This window comes from Bradyrhizobium sp. cf659, assembly GCF_900113725.1.
Classification (GTDB): Bacteria; Pseudomonadota; Alphaproteobacteria; order Rhizobiales; family Xanthobacteraceae; genus Bradyrhizobium.
The window spans coordinates 801791-822351 of sequence record NZ_FOQJ01000003.1 but is presented as its reverse complement, the minus strand read 5'-3'; the positions used below and the strand labels follow the sequence as shown (position 1 = coordinate 822351).

Here is a 20561-nt window from a genome sequence, read left to right as displayed (position 1 = left end):
GACGAGGCACTTCGAATGACCAAAGGCACCCTGGCCGTCCTGATCAATAGCACGCAGCAGAACTGGCTGCCGGAGCGCTGGAAGGCCCGGTTCGATTCGGTCTGCGGCGGCCGCCGCGTGGTGCTGCTGCCCGATGCCGGGCTCGATCCGGCCGAGGTGCACTATGCCGCGGTGTGGAAGCCGGTACCGGGCGATCTCGGCTCGTTCCCCAATCTGCGCGCGATCTTCAATCTCGGCGCCGGCGTCGATGCGCTGATGGCGGACAAGAGCCTGCCGGACGTGCCGCTGGTGCGCGTCGCCGTGCCCGACCTGACCAATCGCATGACCGAATATGTCGTGCTGCACGTACTGATGCACCACCGCCAGGAGCTGTACATGCGGCAGTCGCAGCGCGAGAAGCGCTGGGAGCCGAAATATCAATGGCCGGCGAGCGCGGTGACGGTCGGCGTGATGGGGCTAGGCACGCTGGGCGCGGACGCGGCCGACGTGCTGCGGCGGCTCGGCTTCCGCGTCGTCGGCTGGAGCCGCAGCCCGCGCACGATCGATGGCGTCGAATGCTTCCATGGCACCGCCGGGATGGACGCCTTCCTGCGCGCGACCGACATCCTCGTCAGCCTGCTGCCGCTGACGCCTGACACCCACGGCATCCTCAACCGCGACGTCTTCACCAAGCTCAATCGCAAGAGCCCGCTCGGCGCTCCGGTCCTGATCAATGCCGGCCGCGGTGGCCTCCAGAACGAAGCCGATATCCTCGCCTGCCTCGACGACGGCACGCTGGGCGCCGCTTCGCTCGACGTCTTCGTGCAGGAGCCGCAGCCGGCCGACAGCCGCTTCTGGACCCATCCCAAGGTGCTGCTGACCCCGCACAACGCCGCGGACACCGACGCGGAAGCGATCTCGGCCTATGTCGCCGAGCAGATCGCACGGTTCGAGGCGGGCGGCGCGCTGGAGAACGTGGTGGACCGGGCGCGGGGGTATTAGGGCCACACGCGGCCGCCTGATTCTCGGTGTCGTCCTGGCGAAAGCCAGGACCCATTACCCCAGGGAGGAGTTGCGGCGCGAAGTCGTAACCCCGAGTCTTCGCCAAACTACTCCCTGGGGTAATGGGTCCTGTATCTGCGCTCCGCTTCGCTGCGCTTGTCCAGGACGACGGCTTTGCTTTGGCCGACGGCCTCCACCACAACCACCCCGCTCCGCCGGTACCCCGTTCACCCTCTCTTAGCGAGAAGTTGATAAGCGTTGTTAACCAACGCTCAAAGAACGAGTCGGACATGCGGACGAGCCTCGGCCTCAGGATGCGGATCACGGTTGCGCTGGCGGTGACGGCGGCGGCGACCGCGCTGTTTGCTGTGCTGGGCGCGATGTGGATCATCGCCGGCATCATCGACCGCGCCGACCAGCGCGAGCTGCGCAGCCATTACGACGCCCTGCAATCGCGCATCGCCGAGGAATCGCACCGCGCCGCCGCGATGAGCGCCGTGGTGGCCGCGATGCCGGCGACGCAGGAGGCGATGGCGAAGCAGGACCGCGACGCGCTGGTGCGCCTGTTCGGACCGGTGTTCACGGCCATCAAATCCGACTACGGCGTCGACCAGTTCCAGTTTCACGTGCCACCGGCGACGTCTTATCTGCGCGTGCACCAGCCGGCCAAATTCGGCGACGACCTCTCCGGCTTCCGCAAGACCGTCGTCGTCGCCAACCAGGACCGCAAGGTCGTGGTCGGGCTCGAGGGCGGCGTGGCCGGGCTCGGCATCCGCGGCGTGGTGCCGATCGCGCAAGGTGGCAAGCATCTCGGCACGGTCGAATTCGGCCTGACCTTCGGCCAGCCTTTCCTCGACGATTTCAGGAACAACCGCCATGTCGACGTCGCCTTCCATCTCGCCGACGGCTCGGGCTTCAAGCTGTTCGGCGGCACGCTGAAGGGCAAGAGCTTCTTCGATGCCGCCGAATACGGCCGTGCCGCCGAGGGCAGCTTCACGGTGCGACAGGCCAAGCTCGACACCACGCCGGTCGCCGCGCTGCTCGGGCCGATCAGGGACTTCTCCGGAAAGCCGCTCGGCGCGGTCGAGCTCGTCATGGACAATGCCGATTACGAGGCGTCCGCCGATCGCGCCTGGCTGCTGGCGATCGGAATCGCCGCGCTCGGGCTCGTTCTGGCGGCGATCGTCGGCTATCTCATCGCCCGCAGCATCTCGCGCCCGATCCTGTCGATCACGAACGTGATGCGCGAGCTCGCGGACGGACGTCTCGACGTCACTGTACCCACCAGCAAGTCGAATGACGAGGTGGGCGCGATGGTGAAGGCGGTCGCGGTGTTCCGCGACAATGCGGTGAATTTCGGCAAGCTCCAGGCCGAGCAGCTCGAGGCCAAGGCGCAGTCCGAAGCGGAGAAGCGGCGCGCCTTCGCCGCGCTCGCCGACAATTTCGAGGCCAGCATCCGCGAGGTCGTCACCACGGTGTCCGCGGCCGCGGTCGAGATGGAGCACACGGCGCGCTCGATGTCCGATATCGTCGAGCAGTCGCGCGAGCAGACCCGCACGGTGTCGTCGGCCTCGGCGCTGGCCTCGGAGAACGTGCAGACGGTCGCGGCCGCCGCGGAAGAATTGTCCTCGTCGATGACCGAGATCAGCCGGCGGCTTGCGCACGCGACCGAGGTGGTCGGCAAGGCCGCAAGCGACGGACGGCAATCGAATGCGCGGGTGCAGAGCCTGGCGGATGCCGCGCAGAAGATCGGCGACGTCGTCTCCTTCATCAATGGCATTGCGGGCCAGACCAATCTGCTGGCGCTCAATGCGACGATCGAAGCGGCGCGCGCGGGCGAAGCCGGTCGCGGCTTTGCCGTGGTCGCCTCCGAAGTGAAGGCGCTGGCGACCCAGACCGCGAAGGCAACCGAAGAGATCGGCGCGCAGGTTACGGCGGTGCAGGGCGAGACGACCGGCGCGGTCGACGGCATCCAGTCGATCTGCGCGACGATCCAGCAGGTCGACGAAATCTCGGCCGCGATCGCCGCCGCCGTCGGCCAGCAGGGCACCGCGACACAGGAGATCGCGCAGAACGTCCAGCAGGCGGCCGCCCGCACCGGCGAAGTCTCGCAGAACATCTCCGGCGTCACCGCCGGCATCGCCGCGACCGGCACGGCAGCCGAGGAAGTGCTGGGCTCAGCGATCGAGCTGTCGAAGCAGTCGCAACGGCTGCGCGACGAGGTCGATCGCTTCCTGGCGCATATCCGGGCGGCGTAGTGAGACGACGGCTGGCGCCTCAGCGAAAGGTGTCGTCCTGGCGAAAGCCGGGACCCATTACCCCAGGGGCGAGTTGCTGCGCGAAGTTCTAACCCCGCGTCTTCGCCAAACCAAATTCGGTGGCTATGGGTCCTGGCTTTCGCCAGGACGACGTCGGGGAGATAGCTCGCGCCACATACTCACTGTCGTCCCGGCCTAGCTCTTCGCGCCAGCCCCCACCATCACATCAATCGCACCCTTCACGATCGCTTCCAGATCTTTGCGTGATACGCGCGCGCGCGAGCGGATGGCGATCGAGTGCACTGTCGCTGATGCGAGCTGGGCCAGCACGGCCGGGTCCGCGCTCTCCGGCAGTTCGCCCTTCTCCCTGGCGCGGCGGAAGCAACTCGCAAACGCCTTGTCGAGCTCGGTGAGACCGTCGAGCACCATGGCGCGGATGTCGGGATCACCGACCGCTTCGGACGCCGCAGTCACCACCGTGAAGCAGCCGCGCGGGCCCGTCTCGCCGGAGAGATAGATGTTCAGCGCGGAGGCGAAGATGCGCTCCAGCCGCTGGCGCAGCGGCATCTCCTCGCGAAAGATCGCGGCCATGGATGCCCGCGCTTCCTCGCGGTAGCGCTGGTAGCTCTTGATGTAGAGCTCGCGCTTGTCGCCGAAGGCCCCGTAGAGACTCGGCCGGTTCATGCCGGTGGCTTCGCTCAGATCGTCGAGCGAGGTCGCGGCAAAGCCCTGCCTGCGGAACAGGTCGAGCGCCTTGCCGAGCGCGACATCGGGCTCATAGGCGCGCGGCCGGCCACGGCGCTTCGGCTCATTGGCAGCAATTGGCGGCTTCGATTTTTGTACCATTTCGCAAATTAATCCTTGACCCTCGCCATATTATGCAAGATGGTACAAAAATCAATCTGGCCAGGTTGAGCGATATCCGAAAGAGGAACTGCCCAAGGAGGCTACAGATGGATCTCTATTTCTCGCCGCTCGCCTGTTCGATGGCGACGCGCGTCGCGCTGTATGAAGCCGGCGCCGACGCGAACTATCTCGAAGTCGATCCGCCGACCAAGAAGGTCCTGAACGACGGTACCGACTTCCGCACCGTGAACCCGATCGGCCTCGTGCCGACGCTGCGCACCGACGAGGGCGTGGTGCTAACCGAGAACGCGGCGATCCTGCAATATGTCGCCGACCGCTTCCCGCAATCCGGCCTCGGCGCCGCGGCGGGCATCGAGCGCACGCGACTGCACCAATGGCTCTGCTTCATCGGCACCGAGCTGCACAAGGGGCTGTTCATTCCCGTGCTCGACCGCAAGGCGCCGCAGGAGACCAAGGCCTACGCGCTGGAGAAGAACCTGTCGCGGCTCGACTATCTCGACAACTACCTGAAGGGACGCGACTTCCTGCTCGACCATTTCAGCGTGGCCGACGCCTATCTCGTCACGGTCATCAACTGGACCATGGCAACACCGCCGATCGAGCTCGCCAAATGGCCGAACGTGAAGGCCTATTACGAACGGCTGCGCCAGCGGCCCTCGGTCGCAAAGGCGATCGCGGAAGAGTTCGAGCTGTACAAGGCCGAACTCGCCAGGAAGAAGGCGGCGGCTTAAGGCAAGGCGGCGACGTCGTTCCGGCTGAGCCGGGACGACGTCGTTCCTTCGTTGCAATTCGACTATCTCGGCGCTTGCAGCACGATCCCGTAGCGACCGTATATCCGTTCGATCGTGCCGTCGCTTCGCAGCCGTTCCACCGCTCCGTCGATGGCTTCGCGCATCGCATCATCGGGGCGAATCATGCCGACGGCGACATTCCAGTTGAGATCGGCCACGCTCTCGTCGCGATCCAGGATCCGGAGCGCCTTGTCCGGATGCGTCAGATTGAAATAGCTCGCCGCAGTGGGGGTGACCGCGGCGGCATCGATCTCATGATTCGACACGGCGTCGAGGCTGTCACTCTCGAAGCCGAAGGTCGATGTCGGCACGCGCCGCTGACCAATGATCATGGCCGCGACCGATCCAACCTGCACTCCCACTTTGGTGGCCTCGTTGAGGCTTTTGAACGAGGTGAGCGTGCTGGATGACGGCACCGCGAGCGCGACGCCCGTGCGATAGTACGGTTTCGATATCCTCAGGCGTGTTTCGCCTTGCGCTTCGCGATCAGCGATGACGTCCAGAAGAATGTCGCAGCCGGCACTGCGCATCTGGTACTGCGTGATGATCCAGTCGAGCCGCAGCGAGACACCGAGCTCGCGTGCCAGCGCCTGACCGAGCTCGACCTGAAAGCCGGGCGGATCGCCCGCCTTGCGCGCAAAGGGAAGCGAGTTGGGATGCGCGCACAGCCCGATCGCGCCGCTCGAGCGGATCGCGTCCAGGGTTCGCGCCTGCGCCGGTCCGGATAGTCCGATGGCGGCAGCGACAATGAGCGGGACAAATGCCTTCATTCGGCGTTCCCATCTGGATGGATCGCGCCTTGCGCGATTCAGCCCTGGCGCGGTTTCAAGGCGCGGATGTATTTGACGATCTGATCGATCTGGGTGTCCGTGAAGGCGCCGTCGAATGCCGGCATCGCTCCTTGCTTGCCGTGCTTGATGCGGTCGCGAATGAAGTCGTCGTCGCGCGGCGAGTTCATCAGCTGCGGCCCCTTGCCGGGCGCCCGGCCACCGTCGGAGTGGCAGAAGCCGCAAGTCCCCGCGAACACCTGCTCGACCTCGAAGGTCCCGTTCTCGGGCGCGGGCGTGGCGGACTGTGCCCGAGCCACTACAGCGCACAGCAACACGGCGCCCAGCCCCGCCGGAATCGTCTTCAGATGCAATCTCGACACGTCCCCTCCATTCCTGAATTGCGCGCGGCCGCTTCGATCGATCGGGGCGCGGGCCTGCGCCCGCGCCCCGATCGAAGGTTTGCGGCAGACTATTTCAGGCTGAAGACGATGAGCGCGCCGTCGTCACGCGGCATGCTCTTGTAGACGCCGCCGAAGTTTGGCGCATATTCATCCGCCAGCATCCCGCCAAAGCCTGCGGCCACTGCGATATATTGCTTGCCGCCGACGGAGTAGCTGACGATGCCGCCTTGATGGCCGGTGCCATTGTTGTGTTTCCACAGCTCGGCGCCGGTTTCGGCATCGTAGGCGTGAAGGACGCCACGGGAGTCGGGCACGAACACGAGATTGCCCGCGGTCGACAGTACGCTCCCAAGCGGCGGCTCGGGATAGCGGACCTCCCATTTCTTCGCTCCCGTTATGGGATCGCGCGCATCAAGATGTCCGTAGATCTCGCCGCCTGGAGGAGGCGCCATCTTGAAGTCGGCGCCGATGTTGAGCTGGACCTGCGGCGTGGTGACCGGCGTCGTCTTCTGGACTTCCAGCGTCATGCACCATTCCTGGCCGATCTTGTAGTAGAGACCGGTCTTCGGGCTGTATGAGCCGGCATTCCAGCTGATGCCGCCGCCGATGAACGGACACAGCGGCGGTTCGGCGACTTTCCCGGCCTGGAAATCGCGTCGCCCGATCAGCGCGCCGGTCTTGGGATCGATATCCTTGACGAAGTTGATGTTCTCAACCAGTCGCCAGACGTTCTTCACGCCGAGATTGCGGTCGTAGACGAAGACGAAGCCGCCCTTGTTCGGATGAACCACGTATTTCTGCCCGTCGCGTTCGAGCATCACGAACTCGCCGACGGCGCTGTCGAAGTCCCAGGCGTCGTGGGGCAGTTCCTGGTGGTAGAATTTCAGCTTGCCGGTATCGATGTCGAGACCGATCACCGAGCTCGTATAGAGATTGTCGCCGGGACGCGCGCCTTGCGTCTTGTAGTCGGCGCCCGACCAATCATAGAGCGGCGCCGGGTTCGCGGTGCCCCACAGGATGGTGTTGGTCTCGGAATCGTAGGTCCCCGGCATCCAACCGCCACCACCGCCGGTGCGCCAGGAATCGTTGCCCCAGGTTTTCATGGCCTCGTCGGTGCCTGCGACCGTCAGGAACTCCCACTTCTTCTTTCCGGTGGTGGCGTCGACGGCGAAGATCGGGCCACGGCCCGGCCATTCGCCACCTTGCGAGCCGATGATCACGCTCCCTTTCGCGTAAAGCGGCGCCCCGGTGAAACCGACCGTGAGCTTCTGCGAGTCGATCAGCCTGGTCTCCCAGAGGACCTTTCCCGACTTTGCATCCAGACCGAAAAGACGACCATCCATCGTGCCGACGAAGACCTTGCCTTCGCCCAGAGCTACGCCACGGTTGTAGGGAGAGTGGGTCTGTCGGCTGATGAGCGCCTCATCCAGCTCCGGAAAGAACGACCAGATGACTTCGCCCGTCGCACCGTTCAGCGCAAAGACCCGGCTGTAAGAACCCGAGTAATAGAGCACGCCATCGGCTGCCAGCGGCATCGACTGGAGGCCGCGCGTCGATCGTCCGGGAATGTGTATCCAGGCTACGCCCAGATTGCCGACATTGTTCGCATTGATCTGCGCGAGTGGGCTGTAGTGATGCGACTTGTAGGAACCGTGATAGGTGAGCCAATCGTTCTGACCGGCCGCCTCGATCCGGGCCGTATCCACGGCTTGAGCCAACGCCGCCGACACTGCAAGTGTCGCAACGACAAGGACAGGCAAGCCAGAGCTGAGCCACTGCTTCCTCATATGCACTTCCTCCCGCTTTTGTGTTTGTTGATTGCGTCTCGTAAGCGCTGCTGCGAGGGGTGTTTGCAGTTCAGTACGCGTCGACCGTCCTCCATCGGACCTGAGCTGCCAACAGATGTCCCCTCTCTCGGCGCATATCGCCCAAAGGAGCCACGTTCACTGGAGTGATTGTTGTTGCACGTCTGACGTCACAGCGTACGACGGATCACAGGGAGTGCAAGGTGGAATGCGCGCAGAGGACGAATTTGACGCGGAAGGCGAATTTGAAACGACAGCGGCGCTGACCGTTTTGACCTCTAGCGACAGATGTCGACGCGACGTGGGCTAGCCGTACAGCACCCGCGGCAGGATCGTGACGATCCCGGGCCACAGCGTCAGCAGCAGCACGAAGCCGATCATGATCACCAGATACGGCATCGTGACGCGCGCGATGTAGCCGAGGCCGTCCTCGGTCAGGCCCTGGATGACGAACAGGTTGAAGCCGACCGGCGGGGTGATCTGCGCCATCTCGACGGCGAGCACGAGGAAGATGCCGAACCAGATCTCGTCGAAACCTGCGCCCTTCACGATCGGCAGCACGATCGGCAGCGTCATCACGATCATCGAGAAGCCGTCGAGGAAGCAGCCGAGGATCAGGTAGAAGACGATCAGCGCCACGATCAGCATGAAGGGCGACAGGCCGAGGCCCTTGACGAAGGCGGCCACGGCCTGCGGAATTCCCAGGAAGGCGGCCGCGTTGCCGAGGATGGAGGCCCCCAGCACGATCAGCGCGATCATCGAGCAGGTCACGACCGACCCGATCAGCACGTCGCGCATCACCTGCTGCGACATCGAGCCTTGCGCCCAGGCCACCAGGCCCGCCCCGAGCACGCCGACGGCGGCGGCTTCCGACGGCGTCGCGAGGCCGCCATACATCGAGCCGAGCACGCAGGCGATCAGGAACAGCGCCGGCGCGAGGTCCTTCAGCGCGGCGAAGCGTTCGCCCCACGGCACCTGCGAGAGTTTTGCTTCCGTCTCCGGCACCATGGAGGGCTTGAGCGTCGTGTGCAGCATCACCCAGCCCATGAAGGTGGCGGCGAGCAGCAGGCCGGGCAGCACGCCCGCCGTAAAGAGCTTGAGAATGGAAACGTCGCCGAGCACACCGTAGATGATCATGATGTTGGACGGCGGGATCAAAAAGCCGAGCGTGCCGGCGCCGGCGAGCGAGCCGATCGCGATGTCGCGCGAATAGCCCCGGCGCAAGAGCTCGTTGAGCGACATGCGGCCGATCACCTGCGTGGTCGCCGCGGACGAGCCGGAGATCGCCGCGAAGATGGTGCAGCCGATCACGTTCACATGCAGCAGGCGGCCCGGCAGCAGCCCGGCCCAGGGCGCAAGTCCCTGGAACAGCGAGCGCGACAGGCGGGTGCGGAACAACAACTCGCCCATCAGGATGAACAGCGGCAGCGCCAACAGCTCCTGCGTCGTCAGGATGTTCCAGGCGTATTGCGGCAACAGCTTGTCGAGCGGGATCGAGCGGAACATCGCCAGCAGCAGAGTGGCGGTGAGCGCGAGCGTGAGGCCGATCCATACGCCGCAGGCCAGCAGCGCAAACAGGATCGCAAACAGGGCGACGACTTCGATGGTCATGCGATCTTGAATCCGTTGGCGGGCAAGGCGGTCATTCGACGGGGGAGGCCTTCATGCGGTGATCCTCCAGCGGCAGACCGAGCGCGGCCTGGATCGCGCGCGCCAGGAACTGGAGCGTGAGCAGCAGCATGCCGAAGGTGACGACGGCTTCCGGAAACCACAGCGGCGTGTCGCTCGAGGTCGAGACCTGGCCGCGCACATAGGCGCCGAAGGCGAACTTCGCCATCGCGGAGGTCAGGAACGCCATGAAAGCGAAGCCGGCCGCGGCGGAGAGGATCTCGAGCGCGCGCTGCACCGGCGCCGGCGCGTTCTTCAGGAGCAGCACGACGCGGATGTGGCCGCCGACGCGCAGGGTCATGGCGGCGCCGAAGGTGAAGGACGCCGCCATCAGATAGGAGGAATATTCCCACGCGATCGAGATGGTCGGCGGGAAGAACGGCAGGAAGTTCGAGAGGAAGCGGGTTGCGACCTCGCACAGCATCAACAGCGTCAGCGTGAGCAGACAGCCGCCGCCGATCCAGCCGTCGAGCCGGCCGAGACGGTCTATGCCATCGAGCAGGATGCGCAGCGGCGCCGGCGCCGCTGCATTGAGGCTTTGCGGTGCCGCGGGAAGGACGCTTGTCACCACCTCGTCCTCAGCGCTTCATTTCGGCGAGATAGGCCCGCACCGGCTTGTCGGCCGCCGGCACACGCTTGAGGAAGGCGTCGAGCTGTGGCGCGGTCTTGCTGCGGATGTCGGTTATCATCGCATCCGAGACCGGGATCACCTCCATGCCGCCTTCCTTGAGGCGGTTGAGACTGTCGACGTCGGCCTTGAGCGAGTTCGCCCAGAAACCCGGCTCCATTTTCGCGGCGATATCCGCGACGAGCTTCTGCTGATCGGCGGAGAGCGCCTTCCACGAATCGAGATTGACCGTGAGCATCTGCGACGACCAGACGTGGTTGGTCGGGTAGATGTACTTCAGAAATTCCCAGAACTTGCCGTCGACGCCCGACACCGCGGAGGTGGAGACGCCCGAGACAGCCCCCGACGCAAGCGCGGGGATCGTCTCGCCCCAGGGGATCATCACCGGCGCCATGCCGACCACCGCCAGCATGTCGACGGCGTTCTTGTCGGGCACGCGGATCTTGATGTTCTTCAGGCCCTCGACGTCGGCGACCTTGACCTTGAGATGCAGATACTGCGTCGGCCACGGCACGATGTAGAGGATCTTCTGGTTGTTGCGCGCGGCGACCTTCTCGTATTCGGGCCGCACATATTTGTGCAGCACCTTGAGCTCGTCCATCGAGCCGCACAGGAACGGGATGCTCTCGACGCCCATGAAGGGCTCGTCGCCGACCTGCTGGATGTTGAGGACGTCGGCGAGCGGCACGAGGCCATCGCGCACGGCACGCAGATGCTCGGGGCCCTTGAAGCCGAGCTGGCCGCCGGCCTTCACGGTGATGCTGACCGTGCCGCCGGTCTGCTTCTTCACTTCCTCGGCGAAGGCCATCGCGTTCTGGGTGTGGAAATTGCCGTCGGGCCAGACCGTCGACATATCCCAGCTTGTCGTTGCTGCCCGCGCGCGGGTCGAGATGTGGCCGGCGGCGAGCAGCGTCGCTGCGCCCGCGGTGAAGTTCCGTCGCGTGATCATTGAGCCCCTCAGTTCACTCTACGCACGACGCCTGACGCGTCACCGCGTGTACCCATAAACCGCAACCGCGTTGTCCGCAGACACGAGGCCGCTTTCGATGTCGTCATTGACGGCCGCGCGTGCCCGCTCGGCCGGATCGCCGATGCCGGCGCCGCCGGGCGTCAGCACCACCAGACGGTCGTCCGGCGGCACCTGCTGAAAGCCCTTGCCACGCAGCTTCTTGCCGGATTTGAGGCCGACATAGCCGGCCTCGCCGTTCCGGCCGCCATCGCGCCCGCGCGGCGGATGATCGATGCGGTCGAATGCGGCCAGAATGTCGAACGGCGCATCGACGCCGCTGCCGACCTCGATGATCTGGCCGAGGCCGCCGCGGGTGCGCCCTGCCCCGCCGGAATCCGGGCGCAGCTCCTTGCGCCAGAAGATCAGCGGCGTCTGTGTTTCCGCGATCTCGACCGGCGTGCCGCGCACGCCGCTGGGATAGGCGGTGGCCGACAGGCCGTCCTTGCCGAAGCGCGCACCGGTGCCGCCATTGGAGGTGACGGCCATCGAGAACCCGTAATTGCCGCCGACGCCCGAACGGGTCTGTCCGCGCACGTTGAGATTCCACAGGCACGAGGTGCCTTCCGCAGGCACGCGCTCGGGAATGATCTGGCGCAGGCAGCCGAACACCACGTCGGGCAGCATCTGGCCGATGATGTGGCGCGAGGCGACCGGCGCCGGCTTCGGCGCATTGAGGATCGCACCGGCAGGTGCCGACACCGTCAGCGGCGAGAGCGAGCCGGCATTGTTCGGGATCTGCGAGGCGACGACGCAGCCGAGGCCGAACACGGTATAGGCCGTGGTGTAGGACAAGGGCACGTTGATGCCGAACCTCGATGCGGCCGAGGTGCCGTCGAAATCGACGTGAATGCCCGCATCCGAGATCGTCAGCGTTGCGGCCAGCGTCACCGGCGCGTCGTAGCCGTCAACGACCATGGTGTTGCGCCAGCTCCCCTTCGGCAGCTTGGCGATCTCGGCCAGCACGGCCTCGCGCGAGCGGTCGCAGATGTAGTCGCCGAGCTCGTCGAGCGTGTCGATGCCGAACTCGGTCATCATCTCCACCAGGCGCTCGCAGCCGACGTCGTTGCAGCCGGCCAGCGAATAGGTGTCGCCCTCGGTGTCGATCGGCAGCCGCGTGTTGGTGCGGATCATCGCCATCAGCGTCTCGTTGACGACGCCCTGGTCGATCAGCTTCAGCATGGGGATGTAGAGCCCCTCCATGAACACGTCGGTGGCATCAGGGCCGAAGCCGATGCCGCCGATGTCCATGAGATGGCTGGTGCAGGAGAACAGCGCGACCGGCTTGCCGTCCTTGAAGCAGGGCGTGGTGACGACGAAGTCGTTGAGGTGGCCGGTACCCATCCAGGGATCGTTGGTGATGTAGGCGTCGCCCTCCTTCATCGTCTCGATCGGGAAATGGTCGATGAAGTGCTTGACCGATTCCGCCATCGAGTTGACGTGACCGGGCGTGCCGGTGACCGCCTGCGCCAGCATCCGCCCCTTGAGGTCGAACACGCCGGCCGAGAGGTCGCCGCATTCGCGCACGATCGGGCTGAACGCGGTGCGGAGCAGCACCTGCGCCTGCTCCTCGACCACGGCGATCAGCCGGTGCCACATGATCTGAAGGTCGATCAGGCTCGCGCCGCTTGCCTTGCTCATGATCAGGCCGCCTTCCGTTCCATGACGATGCTGCCGGCACCGTCGATATGGGCGTCAAAACTGTTGGAGACGAAGGTCGAGGTCTCGTCCTCCGCGATCACGGCGGGACCCGCAACGGTCGCGCCCGGCGCCATGTCCTCGCGGCGATAGAGCGGGATCTCGATCACCTCTCCGGCCCGGCCGTCGAAGAATTTCCGGCTGCCGGACGCCTTGCCTGCGGGCATGCGTGCAACGGCCGCGACGACGGACGGATTGCGCGGCTCGGTGGTGGCGAGCACCGACCAACTCAGGACCTCGATCGCGGCGCCCGGGATCGGGCGCTCGAACATCGCCGAATAATCAGCCTCGAACTTCTGGCGCAGGCCGGCGAGATCGGCTGATGTCAGCGGCCGGTTCGGCAGCTCGACGCTGATCTCGTGGCCCTGGCCGACATAGCGCATGAAGGCCGCGCGGCGTTCGCGCACCGGCGCGCCGGCAGCACCGGGCTCGACCAGCGCACGCGCCTCGGTCGCCATCTCCTGCAAGAGGTCGGAGACCGCTCCGGTGTCGAAATCGTCGAGCCGGACGTGACGGCTGCGCACCAGTTCGTAAGCGATGGGCGCCGCCAAAAATCCGACCGCCGAGCCGACGCCGGCATTCGACGGCACGATCACCCGGGAGACGCCGATCTTCTCGGCGACGCGCGCCGCATGCAGCGGCGCGGCACCGCCGAAGGCGATCAGCGTATGCTGGCCGACCACGGCACCGCGCTCGACCGCATGCACGCGTGCCGCACTCGCCATGTTCTCGCAGACGACCTCGTGCACGGCATAGGCCGCGGTTTCCGCCGACAGGCCCAGCGGCTCGCCGACGCTGCGCAGCAGCGCCTGCTTCGAGAGTTCGGGGTCGAGCTTGATCGTGCCACCCGCGAAGGCGTCGGGATCGATCATGCCGAGCGCAACGTCCGCATCGGTCACGGCCGGACGCTCGCCGCCGCGGCCATAGCAGGCCGGGCCCGGCTCGGACGACGCACTCTCAGGGCCGACGGTGACGCGCTTCATCGCGTCGACATGGGCGATCGAGCCGCCGCCGGCGCCGATCTCGACCATCTCGATCACGGGAATGCGCACCGGCAGGCCGGAGCCTTTCAGGAAGCGCGCGGCGCGATCGACCTCGAACACGCGCGAGGTCTCGGGCTGGTATTTCTCGATCAGGCAGATCTTGGCCGTGGTGCCGCCCATGTCGAAGGAGAGCACCTTGCTCTCGCCGAGCCGCGCTGCGATCTGCGCCGCGAAGATCGCGCCGCCGGCAGGACCGGACTCGACGAGGCGCACGGGAAAGCGCCGCGCTGTCTCGATCGAGGTGACGCCGCCGCCGGACGTGACGAGATAGATGGCACCGCGGAACTGCTCGACCTGCAGGGCATCGGCCATGCGGGCGAGATAGCCGTCGATCAGCGGTTGCACATAGGCGTTCGCGACCGCGGTGGACGTGCGCTCATATTCGCGGATCTCCGGACACACCGCCGATGACACTGTCACGGAAATGCCGGGCATCTCCTCGCTGAGAATCGCGGCCGCGCGGCGCTCGTGCTCGGGATTGGCGTAGGAGTGCAGGAAGGCGATCGCGACGCTTTCGACCTTCAACTCACGCAATTTTGGCACGAGTGCACGCACCGAGGCTTCGTCGAGCGGGAGACGGACGGCGCCGTGCGCGTCGATGCGCTCGGGCACGGTGAAGCGCAGACTGCGCGGCGCCAGCGGCCGCGGCTTGTCGATGCTGAGATCGTACTGGTCGTAGCGGCTCTCGGTGCCGATATCGAGCACATCGCGAAAGCCCTCGGTCGCAATCAGCGCCGTCTTGGCGCCGCGGCGCTCGATGATCGCGTTGGTCGCGAGCGTGGTGCCGTGAATGAAGACGTCGATGTCGCTGATATGGGCGCGTGCGTCAGTGAGAATGAGACGCATCCCGTCCAGCACCGCCTGTTCGGGGCGCTGCGGCGTCGTCAGCACCTTGCGCGTCTTACGGTCCTGACCCATGTCCAGCACGATGTCGGTGAACGTGCCACCGATATCAACGGCAAGCCGCACCTCGGCTCCCTCAAGCATTCCAAATTCTCCGTGCTGATCGTCAAGACTGGGGACAAAAACGCAGCAATTTCCGTGCCATCAGGCATGCCGGCAACGCCGCGCCCGGCTATTCTGCTTGGCACCCATGCAATAGGCAAGGCGTGTTCGCCTCGCACGCGATCAGAGCAGGAATGCAAGCGCCGCTTCGCAACGCTCCTCGACCTTGAGCGTCAGGAGATCGTCGGCGCGGGTGCGCCCGAGGTTGACCGCGGCGATCGGGATCTGCCGCTGCGCGGCAGCCTGCACGAAGCGGAAACCGGAATAGACCATCAGCGAGGAGCCGACGATCAGCATCGCGTCAGCCTGCGACAGATGGTCCTGTGCGGTGGCGACGATTTCGCGCGGAACGTTCTCGCCGAAGAACACGACGTCGGGCTTGAGGATGCCGCCGCAGGCTTCGCAGGCGGGCACCTTGAACGAGGAAAAATCCGCGTGCTCCAGATCGGCATCGCCGTCAGGCGCATCCGCGGCATCGAGCGCGAGCCATTCTGCATTGGCGCGGCCGAGCGTATCCTGGAATTCGTTGCGCGGCGTCTTCGCCCCGCAGCCCATGCAGCGGACCAGATCGAGCCGGCCATGCAGGTCGATCACCTGCCGGTGGCCGGCGGACTGATGCAGCCGGTCGACGTTCTGGGTCAGCAGCATCCCGCACCGCCCGCTCGCCTCGAGCCGGGCCAGCGCATGGTGCGCATCGTTCGGCCTCGCCTGGCCGAACCGCCGCCAGCCGATCAGGCTGCGCGCCCAATAGCGCCGGCGCGTATGCGCCTCCGACATGAAGGCCTGGAAATTGACCGGCTGGGTCCGCTTCCAGTTGCCGTGGCTGTCGCGATAGTCAGGAATGCCCGAATTGGTGCTGCAGCCGGCGCCGGTCAGCACGAACAGACGTTGGTGCCGGGCGACGAAATCCTGGAGCGGAGGGTTTGCCAGCGGAGCATTTGCCATGGCGCAGATGTAGTCCGTGCAGCGACATTTTGCCAGATCACTCCCGGACCGGCGGCCCGAAGCCGGCGACGGGTTGATCCGCGCCGGAGAAATGCCGGCGGCGAATGCTCGCGCAATAGTTTGTCGTGCCCGAACACATCATCCGTCAGATCTTGCTGGGATCGGTGTCATGCCTGTGCTTGTGAAGAAACCGGGCTATCTGCCCACGGAGCGCCGCCGTGTCCAACAAGCTTCCGACCGATCCGGCGGTGTCGAAGATCTCCCGCTGAAGCGTCGTCGGCAGAGAATTCCATTGCATGATGACGGCCGCGCCGAGACAGCGCAAAACACGCTCTTCCTCCGCCGCGAGGGCTGCGCCGCGCAGTCGCTCCGTCTCCCCCGCGTTGACTGCATCCACGTATTGATCCGCGAGGACCTGCTCGTTGTCCGCGCGCGACGCAAGGCTGTCCTGCAACTTCTCGAATTTGCGGGTATCATCCTTGCCGGGCGAACTCCTGGCCAGTTCGCCATACGCGGCCGCTCTTGCACGATACTGTAGAAATTTGAACATGCCGCCTCCTTTCGTTGAAAGTCTCGACGTATTTCAGCCTGCCGGCTAGGCCGGCATCGGGACGCTCAGAGAGGCCAACGGAGCGTCGAACGTGTACGCGAAGCCCCTCTCCGCATAGGTCAATTGCACGTCGCCCTGGAGTTCGCGACCCAGCGTCTCGATCAATCGCGTTCCGAAGCTGCGCTTTGCGCGTGACTGGATCAACGGACCATTCTTCTCGATCCAGGTCAGGCGCAGGCGTTGCGCCTGCGGATCGATCGTCCAGTGGAGGTCGACGCACCCCTTTGGAGCCGAAAAGGCTCCGTACTTCGTGGCGTTCGTGCAAAGCTCATTGAGCGTCATCGCGACCGCGACCACGGCACCCGAATTGATCCGGAGATCGGGTCCCGAAATCGAGAACTTCGATTCAGCGGGATCGTCGAAAGCTTCGATAGCGCTGCGGACGACCGCCCCGAGGTTGGCGCTCGACCAGCTCGCCCGCACGAGGAGATCGTGCGCCCGGCCAAGCGCGAGTAGCCGCCCCGCGATGGCCTGCTGTGCGTGCGCCACACCTTGCTCGCCGCGCAAGCTCTGGGAGACGATGGCGGAGACGGTCGCGAGCGTGTTCTTGATGCGGTGGTGCAGCTCTTCAAGGATCAGCTTTTGCAGCTTCTCGGACGTCTCTCGCTCCCTGGCGTCGATCCCCGCCCTGGCAAGCAGGCCCCTCGTGTTGATCTCGGCCTGGGCCAGGAGAAGCCGCAGGCTGACATTCTCTGCCGCCAAAGCATCCTCATGCGACTCTCCGCCGCCGAGGTGCCGGCCCGTGCGGAGATCGATCTCGAGCATTGGCGACTGTGTCACGAGGGTTGCTGCCGGACCTGGTTTCAGTGGAACGTTCCGTCACGAAGGCGGGATTTCAGCGGCGTCGTGATCTTGCTTGGGCGCCTTCGCTGGCGAGAAATACGCGTGAATCTCAGCGGCATTTCCAAGAATCGCTGCCCTGCGCATTGCCGCCATGCGCTTGTCTCCCGACGGCATTTCGCGAGCGCGACGGAGGGCGTCGATCGCCCTCGAGTTCAGCTCGCAACCCAACGACGGCTGAATTGAATCCGATGAGGTGCTTGCCTGATCCGAGGGCGAAGGCGCGCCGAAACCGACTACCATTGAATCAACATCGAAACGGCGATCACCAGCACGAAGAAGATGGGCAGCAAGACCGGAGGTACGAGCCACTCGCGAAGGATGAATCCGGGGGAAACCGACATATTGACCGCCTCTTGGTCGCGGCGGGAGCGCAATGCTCTCAGTCACCGATAACGGCCGAGGGGCGGGCGGTGATGAACGGGATATAGTCACCTTTCGCCGAATAGCGAGGCTTGCGACGAACTATTTGTCGCGATCGGCATCGAACCGGGTTGTAACGCTGTCGCCAAATCATCATTTGAAAGAGGCGCAACCGGCTCACTCTCGTCAGGTCTCGACGAAACGTCCGTGCTCCTGACGTACGCAAGCCGAGCGTCGGCCACCCAGCGTGCCCCCGGCTCAAACGGCGTGAAGGCGCACGGCACCTGCAACCTGATCGGCCCGAACCATGATTGATTTTCCAAATCACAGTCGCTCATATGACCGGACACGGCGTGCCGTGCGGTTCTGGGGACACGACAGCGCCATCGAGGCCTCGTTCTTCATCGATGAAGGCGCGTTGAAGCAGATTCAACCGGGCGCCAATGCGACCGAATCGGGATTCCTGAACGCGTTCGATTGCAATCGCGACTTGATATGTGCCACCGCGGCCAGGAAGTATGTGCGCGGCAGCAGGGGCTCCTACGACCTGCTCGCAGCAGATTTCTGATGCGGTCGGCACGAGGGTGATGAGTTCGTGGATTCGTCCGTGAATCCAAGTTTCTAGCTTGCCCAGTTTTCGCGGAATTCCGGGAATAGCGTCAGGCCTCCGCAGGCATAGATCGTCTGCCCGGTGATGTAGCTCGCATCGTCAGAGGCGAGAAAGGCGAACACGGCGGCGATCTCTTCCGGCGTGCCGACGCGCCCCATGGGAATGTGGCTGGTGACGACGCCGCGCTTTTCCGGTTCGCCGGTCCAGGCCGCGTTGATCGGCGTGTCGATCGCGCCGGGACCGACCGCATTGACGCGGATGCCGTGCTTCGCGAATTCGAGCGCGAGCGTGCGCGTCAGGTTGGCCATGCCGCCCTTGCTGATCGAATAAGCGAGATAGCCGGGCTTCGGAACGATCTGGTGGACGCTGGAGCAATTGATGATGCTGCCGCCTCCGCCGCGCGCGACGAAATGCGCCAGCGCCTTCTGGGCGCAGAGCACGGCGCCGTTGAGATTGACGTCGATGATGCGGCGATAGGTTTCGACGTCGAGCGCATCGCTCGGCGATTCCCGCTGGAAGCCGGCATTGTTGACGAGACAGTCGAGGCGCTTCCAGCGCGCCAGGATGGTCTCGAACATCGCGGCGATGTCCTGCTCGTTGCCGACGTCAGCCTTGACGATGACATGATCGAGCTTGCCGTGGCCGCGGTCGCCCGATGCCGTCCGCGCCAGCGCGAGCGTCTCTTCGGCCTTCCCGGGGTGATCGAAATAGTTGATGGCGACGGTCGCGCCTTCCTGGGCGAGCCGGATGGCGACGGCACGGCCGATGCCTTGCGAGGCGCCGGTCACCAGCGCGTATTGGCCAACGAGGCGCGAGGGAAACGGGATCGAGCGGTCGGTCTGTGGCATGAGCTTTCTCCGGAGTGCCTCATCATCGACGGAGGCGACGTTTTGTTCCATCCCACCAGCGCAGCCCTGGGATTCATTCCGCGTGTTGCGCGAGGGAAGAGGTGAGGATCTGATAGAGGATGATGGCGCCGAAGGTCGCGGTTCCGATCCCGCCGATCGTGAACGCGCCGAATTTGAGCGTGAGGTCGCCCGCGCCCGCGGTCAGCGCCACGGCCACGGTGATCAGGTTCGCAGGATTGGCGAAGTCGACCTTGTTCTCGACCCAGATCCGCCCAGCCATCGCGGCGATCAACCCGAACAGCACGATCGAGAGACCGCCGATGACGGGACCCGGGATCGACAGGATGAGCTTGCCGAATTTCGGCGAGAAGCCGAGCAGGATCGACACCAGGGCGGCGACGGCGAACAGCAGCGTCGAATAGACCTTCGTCGCCGCCATGACGCCGATGTTCTCGGCATAGGTGGTGACGCCGGTGCCCCCGCCGCAGGCTGAAGCGATCGTGGCAAGACTGTCACCAAGGAAGGCGCGGCCGAGAAAGCCGTCGAGGCTCCGCCCCGTCATCGCGCCGATGGCCTTGATGTGTCCGAGGTTCTCGGCGACGAGGATGAGCGCGACCGGCGCGATCAGGACGATCGCATCGGCCTGGAAGGTCGGCGTGGCGAAAGCCGGCAAGCCGATCCACGGCGCGGCCGCGAGCTGGGTGAAGTCGATCGGCTTGCCAAGACCGAAGCCGTTGGCAAGCAGCCAGTACAACAGATATCCGCCGATCGCGCCGAGGATGATCGGCAGCCGGCGCCACAGCCCCGGCGCCGCAACGCCGATCACACCGATGACGAGGACGGTCACAAGCCCGATCCAGGTGTCGAACGTACCAGCGCTCACCGACTTGACGGCGACCGGCGCGAGATTGAGGCCGATGGCCGCGACCACGGCGCCGGTGACGACCGGCGGCATCAGGCGCTCGACCCAGCCGACGCCCGACCACATCACGATCAGCGCGATCACGCCGTAGAGCACGCCGGCCCCGATGATGCCGCCGAGCGCAACCGAAAGATTCGGGTTCGGTCCATGCCCCGCATAGCCGGTGGCGGCGATGACGACGGCGATGAAGGCGAAGCTCGAGCCGAGATAGCTCGGCACGCGCCCCGCCACGACCGCGAAGAAGATCAGCGTGCCGATGCCGGAGAACAGCAGCGCAACATTGGGATCGAACCCCATCAAGAGCGGCGCGATGATCGTGCCGCCCGACATCGCGACGCCGTGCTGGAGACCCGCGACGATCGTCTGGCCCAAGGGCAACCGCTCCTCGGGCATGATCACGCCTGAGGTCTTCAACGTCCAACGCGGAAAATAGCCTTGTGAACGGCCTTGCGCCTGCCCGTCGGAGCCTGTTGCAGTCGACATGTTCCCCCCAATTGCAGTG

The 20561-nt window shown here is 65.2% G+C and carries 18 protein-coding genes; 4 read left to right on the top strand and 14 right to left on the bottom strand.

Translation table 11 applies throughout. The features are described from left to right. Window positions 1–15 precede the first annotated feature (15 nt). Both BM118_RS17925 and BM118_RS17920 read left to right on the top strand, forming a co-directional pair. Window positions 16–981: a 2-hydroxyacid dehydrogenase gene (locus BM118_RS17925; RefSeq protein WP_092186818.1), complete on the top strand. Its 966-nt coding sequence runs from the start codon at window positions 16–18 to the stop codon at window positions 979–981. Window positions 982–1271: 290 nt separating this feature from the next. Next, on the top strand, window positions 1272–3239 hold the full coding sequence (locus tag BM118_RS17920) for a methyl-accepting chemotaxis protein (RefSeq protein ID WP_177234410.1): 1968 nt from the start codon (window positions 1272–1274) through the stop codon (window positions 3237–3239). A gap of 195 nt (window positions 3240–3434) precedes the next feature. Here BM118_RS17920 and BM118_RS17915 read toward each other — a convergent pair whose 3' ends face one another. Continuing rightward, window positions 3435–4085 (bottom strand): TetR/AcrR family transcriptional regulator, encoded by a 651-nt coding sequence (locus tag BM118_RS17915; RefSeq protein WP_092186817.1) that lies wholly within the window; start codon window positions 4083–4085, stop codon window positions 3435–3437. 107 nt (window positions 4086–4192) lie between these two features. On the opposite strand from BM118_RS17915, the gene BM118_RS17910 reads away from it, so the two are divergent. Further along, on the top strand, window positions 4193–4837 hold the full coding sequence (locus tag BM118_RS17910) for a glutathione binding-like protein (protein WP_027545602.1): 645 nt from the start codon (window positions 4193–4195) through the stop codon (window positions 4835–4837). A 62-nt stretch (window positions 4838–4899) separates the two neighbouring features. Here BM118_RS17910 and BM118_RS17905 read toward each other — a convergent pair whose 3' ends face one another. The 11 genes from BM118_RS17905 to BM118_RS17855 form a co-directional block, all read right to left on the bottom strand. Continuing rightward, window positions 4900–5667: a substrate-binding periplasmic protein gene (locus BM118_RS17905; RefSeq protein WP_092186816.1), complete on the bottom strand. Its 768-nt coding sequence runs from the start codon at window positions 5665–5667 to the stop codon at window positions 4900–4902. A gap of 38 nt (window positions 5668–5705) precedes the next feature. Further along, complete coding sequence (locus BM118_RS17900; RefSeq protein ID WP_143099483.1) at window positions 5706–6047, bottom strand: c-type cytochrome; 342 nt, start codon at window positions 6045–6047, stop codon at window positions 5706–5708. An 89-nt stretch (window positions 6048–6136) separates the two neighbouring features. Continuing rightward, window positions 6137–7855 carry a pyrroloquinoline quinone-dependent dehydrogenase gene (locus tag BM118_RS17895; protein WP_092186815.1) on the bottom strand — a complete coding sequence of 573 codons (1719 nt, stop codon included), beginning with the start codon at window positions 7853–7855 and terminating at the stop codon, window positions 6137–6139. 324 nt (window positions 7856–8179) lie between these two features. Then, window positions 8180–9484, bottom strand: a complete 1305-nt coding sequence (locus BM118_RS17890) for a TRAP transporter large permease (RefSeq protein WP_092186814.1) — start codon at window positions 9482–9484, stop codon at window positions 8180–8182. Between the two features lie 31 nt (window positions 9485–9515). Then, a complete protein-coding gene (locus BM118_RS17885) occupies window positions 9516–10109 on the bottom strand; it encodes a TRAP transporter small permease subunit (RefSeq protein ID WP_092187048.1) in 594 nt (197 codons plus the stop codon). Window positions 10110–10119: 10 nt separating this feature from the next. Beyond that, window positions 10120–11118 carry a TRAP transporter substrate-binding protein gene (locus tag BM118_RS17880; RefSeq protein WP_092186813.1) on the bottom strand — a complete coding sequence of 333 codons (999 nt, stop codon included), beginning with the start codon at window positions 11116–11118 and terminating at the stop codon, window positions 10120–10122. Window positions 11119–11157: 39 nt separating this feature from the next. Next, window positions 11158–12816 carry a hydantoinase B/oxoprolinase family protein gene (locus BM118_RS17875; RefSeq protein ID WP_092186812.1) on the bottom strand — a complete coding sequence of 553 codons (1659 nt, stop codon included), beginning with the start codon at window positions 12814–12816 and terminating at the stop codon, window positions 11158–11160. Window positions 12817–12818: 2 nt separating this feature from the next. Then, window positions 12819–14903, bottom strand: coding sequence for a hydantoinase/oxoprolinase family protein (locus BM118_RS17870; RefSeq protein ID WP_092186811.1), 2085 nt, complete (start codon window positions 14901–14903; stop codon window positions 12819–12821). A gap of 141 nt (window positions 14904–15044) precedes the next feature. Next, window positions 15045–15866, bottom strand: coding sequence for an NAD-dependent protein deacetylase (locus BM118_RS17865; protein ID WP_092186810.1), 822 nt, complete (start codon window positions 15864–15866; stop codon window positions 15045–15047). 145 nt (window positions 15867–16011) lie between these two features. Continuing rightward, a complete protein-coding gene (locus tag BM118_RS17860) occupies window positions 16012–16416 on the bottom strand; it encodes a hypothetical protein (protein WP_092186809.1) in 405 nt (134 codons plus the stop codon). Between the two features lie 45 nt (window positions 16417–16461). Continuing rightward, window positions 16462–17241, bottom strand: coding sequence for a sensor histidine kinase (locus BM118_RS17855; RefSeq protein WP_177234409.1), 780 nt, complete (start codon window positions 17239–17241; stop codon window positions 16462–16464). Window positions 17242–17986: 745 nt separating this feature from the next. On the opposite strand from BM118_RS17855, the gene BM118_RS17845 reads away from it, so the two are divergent. After that, on the top strand, window positions 17987–18247 hold the full coding sequence (locus BM118_RS17845; protein WP_092186806.1) for a DUF1488 family protein: 261 nt from the start codon (window positions 17987–17989) through the stop codon (window positions 18245–18247). A gap of 53 nt (window positions 18248–18300) precedes the next feature. On the opposite strand, the gene BM118_RS17840 is transcribed toward BM118_RS17845, so the two are convergent. After that, window positions 18301–19137, bottom strand: coding sequence for an SDR family oxidoreductase (locus BM118_RS17840; RefSeq protein ID WP_092187047.1), 837 nt, complete (start codon window positions 19135–19137; stop codon window positions 18301–18303). 73 nt (window positions 19138–19210) lie between these two features. Further along, window positions 19211–20542, bottom strand: a complete 1332-nt coding sequence (locus tag BM118_RS17835; RefSeq protein WP_092186805.1) for a solute carrier family 23 protein — start codon at window positions 20540–20542, stop codon at window positions 19211–19213. Window positions 20543–20561 lie beyond the last annotated feature (19 nt).

Bases quoted from the DNA above. Each gene is read 5' to 3' on its own strand.
- BM118_RS17925 (WP_092186818.1), top strand. From the start codon at position 16: ATGACCAAAGGCACCCTGGCCGTCCTGATCAATAGCACGCAGCAGAAC.
- BM118_RS17920 (WP_177234410.1), top strand. From the start codon at position 1,272: ATGCGGACGAGCCTCGGCCTCAGGATGCGGATCACGGTTGCGCTGGCG.
- BM118_RS17915 (WP_092186817.1), bottom strand. From the start codon at position 4,085: ATGGTACAAAAATCGAAGCCGCCAATTGCTGCCAATGAGCCGAAGCGC.
- BM118_RS17910 (WP_027545602.1), top strand. From the start codon at position 4,193: ATGGATCTCTATTTCTCGCCGCTCGCCTGTTCGATGGCGACGCGCGTC.
- BM118_RS17905 (WP_092186816.1), bottom strand. From the start codon at position 5,667: ATGAAGGCATTTGTCCCGCTCATTGTCGCTGCCGCCATCGGACTATCC.
- BM118_RS17895 (WP_092186815.1), bottom strand. From the start codon at position 7,855: ATGAGGAAGCAGTGGCTCAGCTCTGGCTTGCCTGTCCTTGTCGTTGCG.
- BM118_RS17890 (WP_092186814.1), bottom strand. From the start codon at position 9,484: ATGACCATCGAAGTCGTCGCCCTGTTTGCGATCCTGTTTGCGCTGCTG.
- BM118_RS17880 (WP_092186813.1), bottom strand. From the start codon at position 11,118: ATGATCACGCGACGGAACTTCACCGCGGGCGCAGCGACGCTGCTCGCC.
- BM118_RS17875 (WP_092186812.1), bottom strand. From the start codon at position 12,816: ATGAGCAAGGCAAGCGGCGCGAGCCTGATCGACCTTCAGATCATGTGG.
- BM118_RS17870 (WP_092186811.1), bottom strand. From the start codon at position 14,903: ATGCTTGAGGGAGCCGAGGTGCGGCTTGCCGTTGATATCGGTGGCACG.
- BM118_RS17865 (WP_092186810.1), bottom strand. From the start codon at position 15,866: ATGGCAAATGCTCCGCTGGCAAACCCTCCGCTCCAGGATTTCGTCGCC.
- BM118_RS17860 (WP_092186809.1), bottom strand. From the start codon at position 16,416: ATGTTCAAATTTCTACAGTATCGTGCAAGAGCGGCCGCGTATGGCGAA.
- BM118_RS17855 (WP_177234409.1), bottom strand. From the start codon at position 17,241: ATGCTCGAGATCGATCTCCGCACGGGCCGGCACCTCGGCGGCGGAGAG.
- BM118_RS17845 (WP_092186806.1), top strand. From the start codon at position 17,987: ATGATTGATTTTCCAAATCACAGTCGCTCATATGACCGGACACGGCGT.
- BM118_RS17840 (WP_092187047.1), bottom strand. From the start codon at position 19,137: ATGCCACAGACCGACCGCTCGATCCCGTTTCCCTCGCGCCTCGTTGGC.
- BM118_RS17835 (WP_092186805.1), bottom strand. From the start codon at position 20,542: ATGTCGACTGCAACAGGCTCCGACGGGCAGGCGCAAGGCCGTTCACAA.